General features: G+C 34.7%; 12 protein-coding genes. 6 read left to right on the top strand and 6 right to left on the bottom strand.

Annotated features, from left to right (window positions below; genetic code table 11):
* Positions 1-55 precede the first annotated feature (55 nt).
* The 6 genes from BUC31_RS09740 to BUC31_RS09715 form a co-directional block, all read right to left on the bottom strand.
* Positions 56-2236 (bottom strand): B12-binding domain-containing radical SAM protein, encoded by a 2181-nt coding sequence (locus BUC31_RS09740; protein WP_073243464.1) that lies wholly within the window; start codon positions 2234-2236, stop codon positions 56-58.
* Between the two features lie 59 nt (positions 2237-2295).
* A complete protein-coding gene (locus BUC31_RS09735; RefSeq protein WP_139251918.1) occupies positions 2296-2766 on the bottom strand; it encodes a hypothetical protein in 471 nt (156 codons plus the stop codon).
* Between the two features lie 82 nt (positions 2767-2848).
* Positions 2849-3793, bottom strand: a complete 945-nt coding sequence (locus tag BUC31_RS09730; protein WP_073243460.1) for a tRNA dihydrouridine synthase — start codon at positions 3791-3793, stop codon at positions 2849-2851.
* Positions 3794-3800: 7 nt separating this feature from the next.
* Complete coding sequence (locus tag BUC31_RS09725) at positions 3801-4865, bottom strand: flavin monoamine oxidase family protein (RefSeq protein ID WP_073243458.1); 1065 nt, start codon at positions 4863-4865, stop codon at positions 3801-3803.
* 31 nt (positions 4866-4896) lie between these two features.
* Positions 4897-5409 carry a DinB family protein gene (locus BUC31_RS09720; protein ID WP_073243456.1) on the bottom strand — a complete coding sequence of 171 codons (513 nt, stop codon included), beginning with the start codon at positions 5407-5409 and terminating at the stop codon, positions 4897-4899.
* A gap of 26 nt (positions 5410-5435) precedes the next feature.
* Complete coding sequence (locus BUC31_RS09715; protein ID WP_073243454.1) at positions 5436-6173, bottom strand: CDP-alcohol phosphatidyltransferase family protein; 738 nt, start codon at positions 6171-6173, stop codon at positions 5436-5438.
* 394 nt (positions 6174-6567) lie between these two features.
* Between BUC31_RS09715 and BUC31_RS09710 the strand changes: the two genes are divergently transcribed.
* The 6 genes from BUC31_RS09710 (at position 6568) to BUC31_RS09685 (ending at position 14949) form a co-directional block, all read left to right on the top strand.
* Positions 6568-10020, top strand: coding sequence for a pyruvate carboxylase (locus BUC31_RS09710; RefSeq protein WP_073243452.1), 3453 nt, complete (start codon positions 6568-6570; stop codon positions 10018-10020).
* Between the two features lie 171 nt (positions 10021-10191).
* Positions 10192-11373 (top strand): lipoprotein N-acyltransferase Lnb domain-containing protein, encoded by a 1182-nt coding sequence (locus BUC31_RS09705; protein ID WP_073243450.1) that lies wholly within the window; start codon positions 10192-10194, stop codon positions 11371-11373.
* 17 nt (positions 11374-11390) lie between these two features.
* Positions 11391-13262, top strand: a complete 1872-nt coding sequence (locus BUC31_RS09700; protein WP_073243448.1) for an ABC-F family ATP-binding cassette domain-containing protein — start codon at positions 11391-11393, stop codon at positions 13260-13262.
* A gap of 155 nt (positions 13263-13417) precedes the next feature.
* Entirely contained in the window at positions 13418-13678 is a 261-nt protein-coding gene (locus BUC31_RS09695) for a hypothetical protein (RefSeq protein WP_073243444.1), read from the top strand.
* 374 nt (positions 13679-14052) lie between these two features.
* Complete coding sequence (locus BUC31_RS09690) at positions 14053-14313, top strand: hypothetical protein (protein WP_073243446.1); 261 nt, start codon at positions 14053-14055, stop codon at positions 14311-14313.
* Positions 14314-14688: 375 nt separating this feature from the next.
* Positions 14689-14949 (top strand): hypothetical protein, encoded by a 261-nt coding sequence (locus BUC31_RS09685; RefSeq protein WP_073243444.1) that lies wholly within the window; start codon positions 14689-14691, stop codon positions 14947-14949.
* Positions 14950-15024: the final 75 nt, after the last annotated feature.

The following is a 15024-nucleotide window of genomic DNA, read 5'->3' as shown; positions in this document are numbered from 1 at the left end:
ACCTCACCAATCATTAATAAATTAAAGTCGTATTGCATTTGCAATGCGGCTTTTTTTATAGCACTAGAAGACCATGTTCACGAAGCCCAATAATTTGCTTTGAATACCAAAACAACTCAAAATCTTCTAATTGAGATTCGTAATCTTTTTTCAACTGACCATAACTTAAAGGCTTATTCTCAGGTTTCAATTGTTCTAGAGTAGCAAGCAACCATCCTCCTTTATCCTTATCTACTATTATTTCATACATATCTGACTTAGTATGAAAACCCAATTCCAATTGCTGCCAAGTCATGCCTTTTTTCTTCTTCACACGTTCATTGGCAATAGGCATTGGTCCTATCCATGCTATTTTAGCCGTAGATTTTGTATTCAGAACAAGTTCTTGTTGCAGACAATTGTAAATATAATCTGCGGAAATCGTTGAAGGCGGAATCTCAAAATCGAACCAATCTTGCAAGCTCATATCAAAACCAATACCGTGCATAAAATTGAAAAGCGATTTCTTTAATCCGAAGCTGAACTTACTATGATCTACTCCTGTTTTATCTTTAAAGTCGATGTCGTTATTAGCAAAGGTGATGGATTTCAAATCTGGCATAACTCCATATTCCTCAGGATGTAAACCAACCGGACTATGAGCCGTTAATGCAAACTGATGCCAAAAACCAGATTGAATAATACCCAATTCAAACAACTGACGAACCATTTCTAAACTATCAACAGTTTCTTGAATAGTCTGTGTTGGGTAGCCGTACATTAAATAGGAATGTACCATAATATTCGCTTCGGTGAAATTTCGCGTTACTTGCGCTACTTGTTCTACCGTTACACCTTTATCTATCAATTTTAGTAATCGATCAGATGCCACTTCCAATCCACCAGAAACCGCAATACAACCAGATGCTTTTAGCAAAAAACATAAATCTTGGGTGAAGTTTTTCTCGAAACGAATATTCGTCCACCAGGTAATGGTCAGATTTCTTTTTAAAATCTCTAAAGCAAAAGCTTTCATTAATGATGGCGGTGCTGCTTCATCTACAAAGTGGAAACCTGATTCCCCTGTTTGTTCTATTAATGTTTCTACGCGGTCAGCCAAAAGACTTGCCGCAACAGGTTCATATATTTTTATATAATCTAAAGAGATATCGCAGAAAGTACATTTCCCCCAATAACAACCATGCGCCATGGTCAATTTATTCCAACGACCATCGCTCCATAAACTATGCATAGGGTTCGCAATTTCAATGACCGAAATGTAATTGCTTAATTGTAGGTCACCATAATCTGGTGTGCCAACATCTATTTGTTTATAATCTTGTCTAAGACTATCATTCTTGTAAACGACTTTATTACCTTCTAAAATGAATGCTCTTTTTAACTCCCCTGCTCCATTTATAACATACTGATGCACTAATTCTAATGGAAGCTCACCGTCATCTAACGTAATAAAATCAAAAAACTCAAACACACGAACATCGGTAAGGCTGCGTAATTCTGTATTTGGGAATCCGCCACCCATGGCAATTTTCACATCAGGATAATTTGCTTTTATAAATTGGGCACAGCGAAAAGCACTATATAAATTACCCGGAAAAGGTACCGAAAAGCATACTAGTTTAGGCTGAACCTTTTCTACTTGTTCTGCTAATAATTTCAGTGTTAATTCATCAATAAAAGTAGGTGTATCATTTAGGTGATTATAAAGCTCATCGAACGAATTGGCACTACGACCAAGTCGTTCGGCATATCTACTGAACCCAAAATTTGGGTCAATACATTCTACTATAAAATCTGATAAATCTTCAAGATATAAAGTTGCCAAATGTTTGGCTTTATCTTGCATACCCATATTCCCAAAAGCCCATTCCAAATCATCTAACTGTTCAAAACGAGAAGCTTGTGGTAAAAAATTATCGGTACATAATTGTCTAGCCAAGGTGTCATTTTTACCTTGTAAAAAAAGAATAACGGCATCTAGTGTTTTCAAATAATCATTGCGAAGCGCATATATTCTTTGGCAATTTTCAGACAGAATAGCATCTGATGAAAAAGCCATATCAAAAAGCTGCTGAAATGTATTCTTATTGAATAGTGATAAAATAACTTCAATCCCTAAATCGGACTGAAAAGAAGAAATACCCTTTGTATTCAAAAACCCTTTAATGTATGCCGTTGCTGGGTACGGAGTATTTAATTGGGTAAAAGGTGGTGTTATTAAAAGAAGGTCTCTCACAAAGTTATTTTAGAACAATGCTGCAAAGATAACCGTTACTTTATTCATTACTCAATATCTCACACACCGCTTGTTGCTATGTTAGTTGATTTCTGAGCACTTTTTGCAAACTTCTGTATAGTGCGGTAATTTTCTGCACGATCTGGCAAAAAGGAAAAGAACTTTTTTTCAATACTCACTATAATAGCATCGGGTGTTTTATTCATTGTCAGAATAGAATCTGAAAATTTCCGTTCAAATTGAACCTTCAATTTATTCTCTGTATTCTCAATGATTTCTAAATCTAATAATGGGTTTTTAATCATTTCATAAAATTGGTCCCAATTTTCTTTAGTGTTCTCTAATTTCAAACTGTGCTTAGATTCTAAAAAATCTTCATAAGCAATCTCATTAAACTTTTCGTAGTCAAAAAGTTGCCAGAAAGTAATACCGAATGCTCCCACAAATCCTACAATCAGGAAAAAAATCCAATCATCGAAGTTAAATTGTCTACTTAAGATTCCAAAAGCTAAGCAAAATGGAAAAAACATAAGCATTTTTAATAAAAACTTGGTGGTTTTGTTTTGCATAATAGAACACTAATTAAATGATTTACACCAATATAAAGAAAAATTATTCATTATTCAATATCTCACGCACCGCTTGTTGATAAGCTCTAGGATTGTTAGCTTTCTTTATTTTTTTGAAAGCTTTATGCGGATTGGAAGTTGACAGTGCAAAATACTCCCAAAAACCTCGCATTTTCATTTTTATGGGCGTTGGTCCAGATAATGCCTCATCATATTGACGATAGATGGTATCATGAAACTCAGAAAAAATCTTCCAACGATCCTTTGGGTATTTAGTGGTATTATTCTTAATCATACTAGGCAGAAATGGGTCTGCAATTAGTCCTCTTCCCATCATAAAGTGGTCAATTGAAGGGAAGCGTTCTTTCATTTCTTGAAACTTTGCTACCGTAGTTATATCGCCGTTATAGTATAAGGTATGTTTGGTGCTTTCAGCACACTTCTGAAAAGCATCAAGATCAACTCCGCCTTTATACAATTGTTTACCAATACGGGCGTGAATAGCAATATTACGCAGTGGGTATTTATCTAGAATAGGAAAAACATCTAGAATCTCTTCTGCATTTTCATACCCCATTCTCATTTTCATAGAAACTACAACATCAGTTTCTTCATGAGCGCGTTTTAAAATATGATCTATTTTTTCGGGATTACAAATGAGTCCGCTACCCATGCCCTGCTTTGTAACCATAGGGTAAGGGCAACCTAAATTCCAATTGAGTTCTTTGTACCCTAAACTTTGAATGTATTTTATAACGAACAAAAACTCATCGGCATCACCGGTCATTACCTGCGGAATAACTTCTAGGGTAGTATTATTCTCTGGCTGTAAATCTTTCTGATATGAGTTTTTAATCACCATTTTACCATTCAAACGAATGTATGGTGCATAAAAGGTATCAATACCTCCAAAATATTTATGGAACGCATTGCGGAATCTAAAATCGGTAAAACCCTGTAACGGGGATGATAATAAGGTAACTGACATGTATGTATTACTGCGTTAGGTGCAAACTTTTCAGTTTAGCAACAACAGATTCAGCTGCAAAAATAGCGCCTTCCATGTAACCAGAGTGATGTTTTGATGTTTCTGCACCAGAAATAAATAATTTATCATCAAATAAAGGTTCATGATACAGTGCATGTCCGCCGTTTTGATGTGGAAATAAATTGTCTTCCTGTCTGTTAGATTTTGTAAACTCTTCTTGATACCACTGAGTTTCATGGTAAGACTCATACTGTAACGCATCTTCGCCAAAAACCATTTTCAATTGTGCTTCTATTTTCTCTACACGTTGTTCTTTTGTAAAACGAGCACAGCTACCAGACGCAAAACCTACTAGTGCATAAGATTTATTTTCCAAATTAGATTGGTCATAGAATTCGGTAAGCGGACCAACATTACTAAATATAGTGCCTGATTTACCTTGTTCTCGCCAAAATGGTTTTTTATAAGTCAATGCAACTTTAATAGCATCTTGCATCCACGTGTGGGTTTGTTCTGCCAATGACATTACATCTTTTGGTAAAGCAGGAGAAAATACTATCTGATCTATTAATGCTGCTGGTGGCAAGGTTGTAATAACTGCATCTGCTTTTAAAGTTCTAGAATTGGTACTTACCTCAATATCGCCATCAAGCACATTGACCTCATTAACCACATCATTTAAAAAGATGGTATTTGGTTTGAGTTTAACAACTATGGAATTCAACAAGTGAATAGTTCCATTTTTAAAACGATAACTAGGGCTATCATTTGGTACTGCTATTTCTTGCGGTGGCACATTAGAAAACGTTTGAAAATAAGATTTACCGGTCATAAATTGTTCAAAGTACGGAACCTTGAATTCTTCAATAACATCTAATAAATGGTAGTGACTTTCATTAAACCAAGTAGCACCCATTTCAACTTTAGCGTTCCCAGATTCAAGCGTATGTATTCTACCCCCAATTCTATCGCGAGCCTCCAGAACTGCAACATCAAAACCAAGTTCTTGCAAACGATATGCAGTTAACAAACCCGTTAATCCTGCGCCGATAACTACTACCGATGTATTCATGCTATTAAGTTATTCTGATTTAAATGTATTATCAAATCTTTGACTGCAATACACTGGCTGTCACCAGCAACTGACCAATATGTCTTTGACTGTGCTCTGCAGCATGAAATAAGAGTCCGACTACAGTAGAGGGCAGCTTCTTTCCACCAACAGTTCTTTTTTCTGTGAGTGTTTGTTCTGGTATCGTTTTGAAGTATGCTAGCGCTTCTTCAACTTTAGTTGAAAATTGCTCTTGTAAATCAACAACTTCGGTAGTTAAATTAAAGGCACCTTCTTTCTTTAAAAATTGAAATTGCACATCGGTTAGCGATTCTCCTTTTGCGTAGGTCAACATTCTATCTAAAACTCCCGTAATATGATTCATGTGGAAACCAACGGAAGCTCTGCCTGTAGTTTTTGCCCATAATAACTCTTTAGGGAAATCTGATGTGTATTTTTTCAATTCATGTTCAGACTGCAATAATGCATGCGCGGCAGGTTGTAATAAATCTGGCACACCTTGTATAGGTCCGCTTAACCAAAACTCATATTCATCATTATCCATAATCGTTTTCCTAATTAAATCTAAGTTTAAAGTCTCTCTTGTATGACAGAACTTACTACATAAAACAGAATAATTAAGGGAATAGCCATGAATTTCATGGTAACGATTAGCACAAGACTAATGATAAGAAAGATATAACGCATAGCATTATCCTTGAAGCTTGTATTCTTGAATTTTAAAGCAAAGAGCGGCAAATTAGCATTTAGCAGATATGCACTTACCAGTGTTAAAATGATTAAGAACCATTGATTAAGAATGATACTATTTAAAAAATCATTGTTCTGATATAAAAGAATCAACGGCAATGATAAAATTAAAAGTGCATTTGCAGGAGTTGGCAACCCAATAAACGAAGACGTCTGGTTTTCATCTATATTGAATTTTGCCAATCGGTAACCCGATGCCATGGTAATGATAAAACCTAAAAAGGGTATTAAGTGTATGTATTGAAATTTACCGGCTTCCATAAAAAAGTGAGAACCATCTCCCCATCCGCTGGTTTGTGACATTGCCAATAATTGAAACATTACAATACCAGGTACTAGTCCGCTAGTAATCATATCTGCCAAAGAATCTAACTGTAAGCCTAATTCGCTTTTTACATCTAAAACACGAGCCGCTAATCCGTCAAAAAAATCAAAGAAAATACCTAGGGCAACAAAAATTGCAGCAAGTTCTAATCTATTCATGACAGCGAACATAGTAGCCACACAGCCACAGAAAACATTTAATAAGGTAATAAAATTAGGAATATGCTTTTTCATGATGGTTGTGGTAATGTCAAAATATTCATTGAGGCAAAATGCCCCTGCTAAATTATTGCTCTAAATTAATATAATTATATGGTGGTATTGACATTGAACCGTAAAAAGGAATAGTAGTGTAATTTATAAAAGCGTTTGAAATTGATTTTATAAAAAATAAAAGCAGTCTAATGAACAAATTTACAACCACTTAAACATATTGCTCCAAAATATAAACTACCTTCTATTGCAGGATATCACAAATTAATTCAGAAATGAAAAATATTATGCATGCATAGTATTGTTTAGTTGAAATTTTAGAATTAAATTATAGCCTATGTAACAATTTCATAAAAAAAATGAAGTTTTATAACAAATACATATAAACACTAACCATTAAATACATTGCCAAAAAATGAAGATTAAAAAGGTTTTAGTAGCCAATCGAAGTGAAATTGCAATTCGTGTATTGCGTGCCTGTTCTGAGCTAAACATTAAAACAGTTGCCATTTACACGTATGAAGACCGCTATTCGCAACACCGAAATAAAGCCGATGAATCTTACCAAATTGGTGAAGACAATCAGCCTTTAAAACCTTACTTAGACATTCCTCAAATTATAGCTTTGGCAAAGGCTAAAAATGTAGATGCTATACACCCAGGTTACGGATTTCTCTCTGAAAACTCAGAATTTGCAAGACAATGTGCTGCAAACGACATTATTTTCATAGGCCCGGATCCAAAAGTAATGGATGCCCTTGGTGATAAAATTACCGCAAAGAAAGTTGCTGTAAAATGTAATGTTCCTATTATAGAAAGCAACAAAAAGCAATTGACCAATCTTAAGGTAGCTTTATCTGAAGCTGCTACAATTGGTTATCCGCTAATGTTAAAAGCTGCTTCTGGTGGTGGTGGTCGTGGTATGCGTATTATTAGAAAAGACGAAGATTTAGAAATGAATTTCGATTCTGCCAGAAATGAAGCATTAAACGCTTTTGGCGATGACACCATGTTTCTAGAAAAGTATGTTGAAGACCCTAAACATATAGAAGTACAAATTGTAGCAGATAACCACGGAAACATTCGTCATTTACATGAGCGCGATTGTTCAGTTCAACGTCGTCACCAAAAAGTGGTAGAGATTGCTCCTTCTCATAATGTGAGTGAAGAAGTAAAACAAAATCTCTATAAATATGCTGTAAATATTGCCAAAGAAGTCAATTACAACAATATTGGTACAGTAGAATTTTTAGTAGATTTAGATGATAATATTTATTTCATTGAAGTAAACCCTAGAATACAAGTAGAGCATACCGTTACCGAAATGGTTACAGGCATTGACTTGGTCAAAACTCAAATTTTCGTTGCCGGAAATTATAAGTTAGACAGTCAGCAAATTAAAATTTACGGTCAAGATACTATTGCAACATATGGCTTTGCACTACAATGTAGATTAACAACAGAAGACCCTAGCAACAATTTTACTCCAGATTACGGCACGGTAACTACTTACAGAAGTGCCTCTGGTATGGGAATTCGTTTAGATGCCGGTAGTATTTACCAAGGGTATCAAGTTAGTCCATTCTTTGATTCTATGTTAGTAAAAGTTTCATCTCACGGCAGAACCTTAGATGGCGCTACAAGAAAAATGGTACGTGCATTAAAGGAGTTTAGAATTAGAGGAGTTAAAACAAATATCCATTTTCTTCAGAATGTAATTCAGCATCCTACGTTTAAAGACGGGAAAGTAACTGTCAATTTCATACAGAACACCCCTGCCCTATTCAAAATAAAATTACCACAAGATAGAACATCTAAAGTGGTGAACTTTTTGGCAGAAGTAATTGTGAACGGTAATTCTGATGTCAAGTACATTGATCAGAATAAAGTTTTCAGAAATCCAAAAGTTCCAAAATTTAATGCATTAGAAGCACATCCGAAGGGAACAAAAGATATGTTGACCGAAATGGGTCCGGAGAAATTCTGTGCATGGTTAATGGACGAAAAGAAAATTCATTTTACCGATACCACCATGCGTGATGCGCACCAATCATTATTGGCAACGAGAATGCGTACCTATGATATGTTGCGTGTTGCTGAAAGTTATGCAAAAAATCACCCAAATACCTTTAGTATGGAAGTTTGGGGTGGTGCAACATTCGATGTTTGTATGCGCTTCTTACATGAGAGTCCATGGACACGTTTACGCGAATTACGTAAAGCAGTGCCGAATATATTATTTCAAATGCTGCTTAGGGGTTCTAACGGGGTTGGATACAAAGCATACCCTGATAATTTAATTGAAAAATTCGTTGAGAAGTCTTGGGAGAACGGAGTGGATATTTTTAGAATTTTCGATTCCTTGAACTGGGTAAAGGCCATGGAACCAAGTATTAATTATGTACGTAATAAAACAGGTGGTATTGCAGAAGCTGCCTTAAGTTATACTGGCGATATATTAGATGTTAACGAAACCAAATACAATCTAAAATACTATACACAGCTTGCGAAAGATTTAGAAAATGCAGGTGCACATATGATTGCAATAAAAGATATGGCAGGCCTACTTAAGCCTTATGCTGCTACTGAATTGGTTTTAGCGTTGAAAGACACAGTAAAAGTGCCTATACATTTACATACGCATGATACATCATCTTTACAGACGACTACATATTTGAAAGCAATTGAAGCTGGTGTTGATGTTGTTGATGTTGCTTTAGGCGGATTATCTGGATTAACTTCTCAGCCTAACTTTAACTCTGTAGTAGAGATGATGAAAGGTCAGCCACGGGAACATGCGTTTGATATGCCGAAACTGAATCAGTTTTCTAACTTCTGGGAAGATACAAGAGAATTGTACTACCCTTTTGAATCTGGCTTAAAAGCGGGTACAGCAGAGGTTTATTCACATGAAATACCTGGTGGACAGTATTCTAATTTACGTCCGCAAGCAACTGCTTTAGGATTGGGAGACCGATTTGAAGAAGTAAAAATAATGTATGCAGAGGTAAATAAACTCTTTGGTAACCTTATTAAAGTAACACCGAGTTCAAAAGTGGTTGGTGACATGGCAATTTTCATGGTGACTAATGATTTGACTACTGAAGATGTAATGACACGTGGTGAGGAAATATCATTCCCAGATTCTGTAATCAGTTTCTTTATGGGAGATTTAGGTCAGCCCGTTGGCGGATTCCCTAAAAAACTTCAGAAAATCATTCTAAAGAACAAAAAACCATATACGAACAGACCAAATGCACATTTAGCACCAACTGATTTTGACAAGGAATTTAAAGCCTTTAAAAAGAAGTTTCAAAAAGGCTTTACACGTGCTATTGAAATAGAAGATTTTCTTTCGTACACCTTATACCCAAAAGTGTTTGAAAAAGCACATGAAAACTATAAGCTTTATGGCAATTTAGCGCTCGTACAAACAAAGCATTTCTTCTACGGTATGAAACTTCGTGAAGAAACCTTAATTGAATTAGAACCGGGTAAAACGGTAATTGTTAGGCTACTTTCTGTCGGTATACCTAATGAACAAGGTATGAGAACTGTATTCTTTCAAGTAAACGGAGAGAATAGATTTGTTGATGTTCTAGATACTTCTTTAAATCTTAAGATCGAATCGAATGAAAAAATAGATTTAGAAAACCCTAACCAAATTGGTGCTCCGCTACAAGGTTCTTTATATAAGGTATTGATCAAAAAAGGTCAAACCATAAAAGAGAACGATCCTTTATTTGTAATTGAAGCCATGAAAATGGAGACTACCGTAACTTCTTTTAAAGCAGGAACGGTTACTTCTGTGAGTCTAAAAGAAGGTAGTATGGTAAAACAAGACGATTTAATTGTAACTATTGAATAGCAATTAAAATGTAAGTAATCTATTTAAAAAGCCACCTCTAGAGGTGGCTTTTATATTTCTATAAAACAGCTCTTTACAGAAATAGTTAATTGTCATAAAATTATAAAAAAGCAATATCTATGAAGTCTGTTATTATTCGCATCTTTGCAGCTGCTATGCGCGAGTAAAAGTATGTTCAGAAAAATCACGTTTTTAATTCTACTTTTTACTGCATTTTGGGGATATTCTCAAAATGCACAACTATCTCCATTATCAAAAATTAGCTTGTTAACCGTAGGTACTGGCGAAGACTTAGCTGCCAAATTCGGGCATAGCGCTATTAGACTACAAGACCCAACTTTAGGTATAGATGAAGTTTACGGTTACGGTACGTATGATTTTGAAGACCCAAATTTCTATTTAAATTTCACCAGAGGTAAGTTATCATACACCATTTCTAGAATTCCGTTTAAGTACTTCGATTATTCTTACCAACAAGAAAAACGGTGGATTAGAGAACAAGTTTTAGATGTAGACTTAGAACAACGCAACCAGATTGTCACTTTTCTAGAACACAACTTACTGCCGGAAAACAAGAAATATAAGTACGACTTTTTGTTTGATAACTGTGCCACTAGAATACCTATGGTATTTGAAAAAACTTTAGGGAGCACATTTAATTTTGATTATAATTATTTAGAAGATCAACTGACATTTCGCGAGTTAATCCGTTTAAAGTTGAATCCGAATTCGTGGTCCAATTTCGGTATTGACCTTGCGTTAGGTTCCGTAATTGATAGAGAAGCAACGCCATACGAACATTTGTTCTTACCAATTTATGTGTACGAGCAAATGAAACATACCACGCTAAATGGCAAGCCTATAGTTAAAAGTGAGTCTGTCATTTTAGATATTCCTGAACAAGAATACCACTCTCTTATATTTTTAACTCCTTTATTTTGGCTTAGTGTTTTACTGGCATTGGTTAGTTATATCACCTATACCGATTATAAAAACTTACGGAGAAATAAATGGTTAGATTTTGGATTATTCGCAGTTACTGGGTTAGCAGGCGTTCTAATTTTATTCCTTTGGTTTGGTACAGACCATTTGGCAACGAAGGCAAATTTTAATTCGTTGTGGGCATTTGCACCGAATATAGTAATCGCATTTATGATGATTAAAAAGCAGATTCCGTCATGGATGATCACTTACATCATATTTTTAACCATATTATTAGGCATTACGTGTATGCTGTGGGTATTTAAAATTCAAGTGTTTTCCATATTACTAATCATCGTATTATTAACATTAGCTATCCGTTATTTATATCTCATCTATTATTTTAAGAGTACATATTTAGCAAAAAAATAAAAATCAAGTTACTTTACATGAATCTACTTACCGTTGAAAATATTTCGAAATCCTATGGCGAAAATGTTCTTTTTGAGAACCTATCTTTTGGGATCAATAAAGACCAAAAAATTGCTTTAATCGCTAAAAACGGTACAGGAAAAACTTCTATACTTAATATATTGTCAGGAGCTGACACTCCCGATTCTGGTCAGGTGAACTACCGTAAGTCTACACGCGTTTCCTTTTTGGCTCAAGAGCCGGTAATGGATCCAAACTTAACCGTAGAGGAAACCATTTTCGCTTCAGACAATGAGGTACTGACGGTATTGGCTAATTACGAAAAGGCATTACTAAACCCTGAAGATGCAGATGCTTATCAAAAAGCATTTGATGCTATGGATCGTTTTGAAGCTTGGGATTTTGAAACCCAATACAAACAGATTCTTTCGAAACTAAAACTAGATGACTTAGATGCAAAGGTTGATAAACTCTCTGGTGGACAAAAGAAACGTTTGGCACTTGCCAATGCGCTAATCAATAAACCAGATCTTTTAGTATTAGATGAACCTACCAACCATTTAGACCTAGAAATGATTGAATGGTTAGAAGAATTCTTCGCTAAAGAAAACATGACACTATTTATGGTAACGCACGACCGTTACTTTCTAGAGCGCGTTTGTAATGAAATTATTGAGCTTGAAAACGGAAAGCTTTATCCGTATAAAGGAAACTATTCTTACTACTTAGAAAAGAAAGAAGCCCGTATTGAGCAAGAAGCCACAGAGCAACATAAAACAGAATTACTATTTAAAAAGGAGTTGGATTGGATGCGTAGGCAACCAAAAGCGCGTACTACAAAATCTAAATCTAGAATAGATGATTTTGCCGTAATTAAAGACAAAGCTAGCCAACGTAGAAAAGACCATCAAGTTCAGCTAGAGTTGAATATGGAACGTGTGGGCAGTAAAATTCTTGAACTTCATAAGATTTCTAAATCCTTCCCTGGTAAGCCAATTCTAGATAAGTTTGAATATGTTTTTCAAAAAGGAGAACGTATTGGTATCATTGGTAAGAATGGTACCGGTAAATCTACCTTCTTAAATATTTTAAGTGGACGCGACCAGCCGGACAGCGGAAAAGTAATTGTAGGTGAAACAATCAAGTTCGGTTACTACACTCAAAAAGGAATTGAAATAAAAGAAGGTCAGAAAGTAATTGATGTTATTCGCGAGTTTGGTGATTACATACCTTTAATGAAAGGCAGACAGATTTCTGCACAGCAGTTATTGGAACGTTTTCTATTCGACAGAAAAAAGCAATATGATTTCGTTGACAAACTAAGTGGTGGTGAGCGTAAGCGACTATACTTATGTACTATTTTGATTCAGAATCCGAATTTCTTGATATTAGATGAACCTACCAACGATTTAGATATTGTAACGCTAAATGTATTGGAAAGCTTCTTAATGGATTTCCAAGGATGCTTAATGGTAGTATCTCACGACCGTTACTTTATGGATAAAATTGTAGATCACCTATTTGTATTTAGAGGTGATGCTGTTGTAGAAGATTTTCCAGGTAACTATTCAGATTACAGAGCATACGAAGACAGTCAGGTACTAGAGAAACGTGAGCAAAAAGAAGTTCAAAGTGCTCCTAAAACTAGCTGGAAAGAACCAGATGCTTCACCTAAAATATCTTATGCAGACCAACAGGAGTTCAAAAAACTAGAACGCGAAATTCAAAAATTAGAAAAAAAGAAGGTTACGCTACAAGAAAAGTTTACCGATGGCACATTAAGTGGTGATGAAATTAAAGACTTAGGTATAGAACTTAAAGAAGTAACCGATACGATTGAGAGTAAGACTGAGCGTTGGTTTGAGCTTTCAGCACTAATGGAAGGTTAGACCCCATTAACACATTAATTTTCGAATACATTTTAAAACTACATTAACCGTAGACGAATGATTTTTACCATTCGTCTACAGTTAAATGTTGCCCAACTATGAGCGGTAAAATATGTTTGTTCATCCCTGTACTTTAGCAGTGTAAAACAAATATTATGAAATCAATTATTCTTTTAACCGCTCTTTTCTTCTCTACTTTCTTAGTACAAGCGCAAGCTAATAACGAGAATGTTTCTTTAGAGATCGAAACTGTACAAGTAGAGATGGTTCAAACAATTGAAAGTAATGATATTACCGTTCCAACAATCGAAACTAAAAATACAATTGAAGTTGCTAGATTATACAAGAACAAAAACAACAGAGTAATTAAGGCTTTAAAATTCTCTACAAAATTAAATAGCGCTAAACTTTCTTAATACAATTATATATATTCTTCTCACCACAAATCTATACCTAACCCATTTCTTACCAAAACCTACTTTTTACTTACGAGTTCAAAAATCAAATTCAACTCAAGTTCAAGTTCACAAATCAAATTCAAACAAATTTTCAACCACGCACTATACTTTTGTCCAATTGGTAGCTACTGTATAAACAGCAAAGCAAATAACATCAATACTTACGGTAATTGAGCGTACTATCAAATCCCCCGTTCTATCTCCTATTTATCCTTCTATAAATTTAATAACCGAACCAAAATTACCATTCGTCTATAGTTAAATGCTGCCCAACTACAACCGGTAAAATATGTTTGTTCATCCCTGTACTTTAGCAGTGTAAAACAAATATTATGAAATCAATTATTCTTTTAACCGCTCTTTTCTTCTCTACTTTCTTAGTACAAGCGCAAGCTAACAACGAGAATGTTTCTTTAGAAATAGAAACTGTACAAGTAGAGATGGTTCAAACAATTGAAAGTAATGATATTACCGTTCCAACAATCGAAACTAAAAACACAATTGAAGTAGCTAGATTATACAAGAACAAAAACAACAGAGTAATTAAGGCTTTAAAATTCTCAACAAAATTAAATAGAGCTAAACTTTCTTAATACAATTTTTAAATATCCTTTTCGCCCCAAATCTATACCTACCCCATTTCTTACCAAAACCTACTTTTTACTTACGAGTTCAAAAATCAAATTCAACTCAAGTTCAAGTTCACAAATCAAATTCAAACAAATTTTCAACCACGCACTATACTTTTGTCCAATTGGTAGCTACTGTATAAACAGCAAAGCAAATAACATCAATACTTACGGTAATTGAGCGTACTATCAAATCCCCCGTTCTATCTCCTATTTATCCTTCTATAAATTTAATAACCGAACCAAAATTACCATTCGTCTACAGTTAAATGCTGCCCAACTACAACCGGTAAAATATGTTTGTTCATCCCTGTACTTTAGCAGTGTAAAACAAATATTATGAAATCAATTATTCTTTTAACCGCTCTTTTCTTCTCTACTTTCTTAGTACAAGCGCAAGCTAATAACGAGAATGTTTCTTTAGAGATTGAAACTGTACAAGTAGAGATGGTTCAAACAATTGAAAGTAATGATATTACTGTACCAACTATCGAAACTAAAAACACAATTGAAGTTGCTAGATTATACAAGAACAAAAACAACAGAGTAATTAAGGCTTTAAAATTCTCTACAAAATTAAATAGCGCTAAACTTTCTTAATACAATTATATATATTCTTCTCACCACAAATCTATACCTAACCCATTTCTTACCAAAACCTACTTTAAAGGTTCA

The sequence above is a fragment of the Maribacter aquivivus genome (genome assembly GCF_900142175.1).
Classification (GTDB): domain Bacteria; phylum Bacteroidota; class Bacteroidia; order Flavobacteriales; family Flavobacteriaceae; genus Maribacter; species Maribacter aquivivus.
Note: the sequence above shows the minus strand (reverse complement) of the source record. Positions and strands in the feature narration are given on the sequence as shown.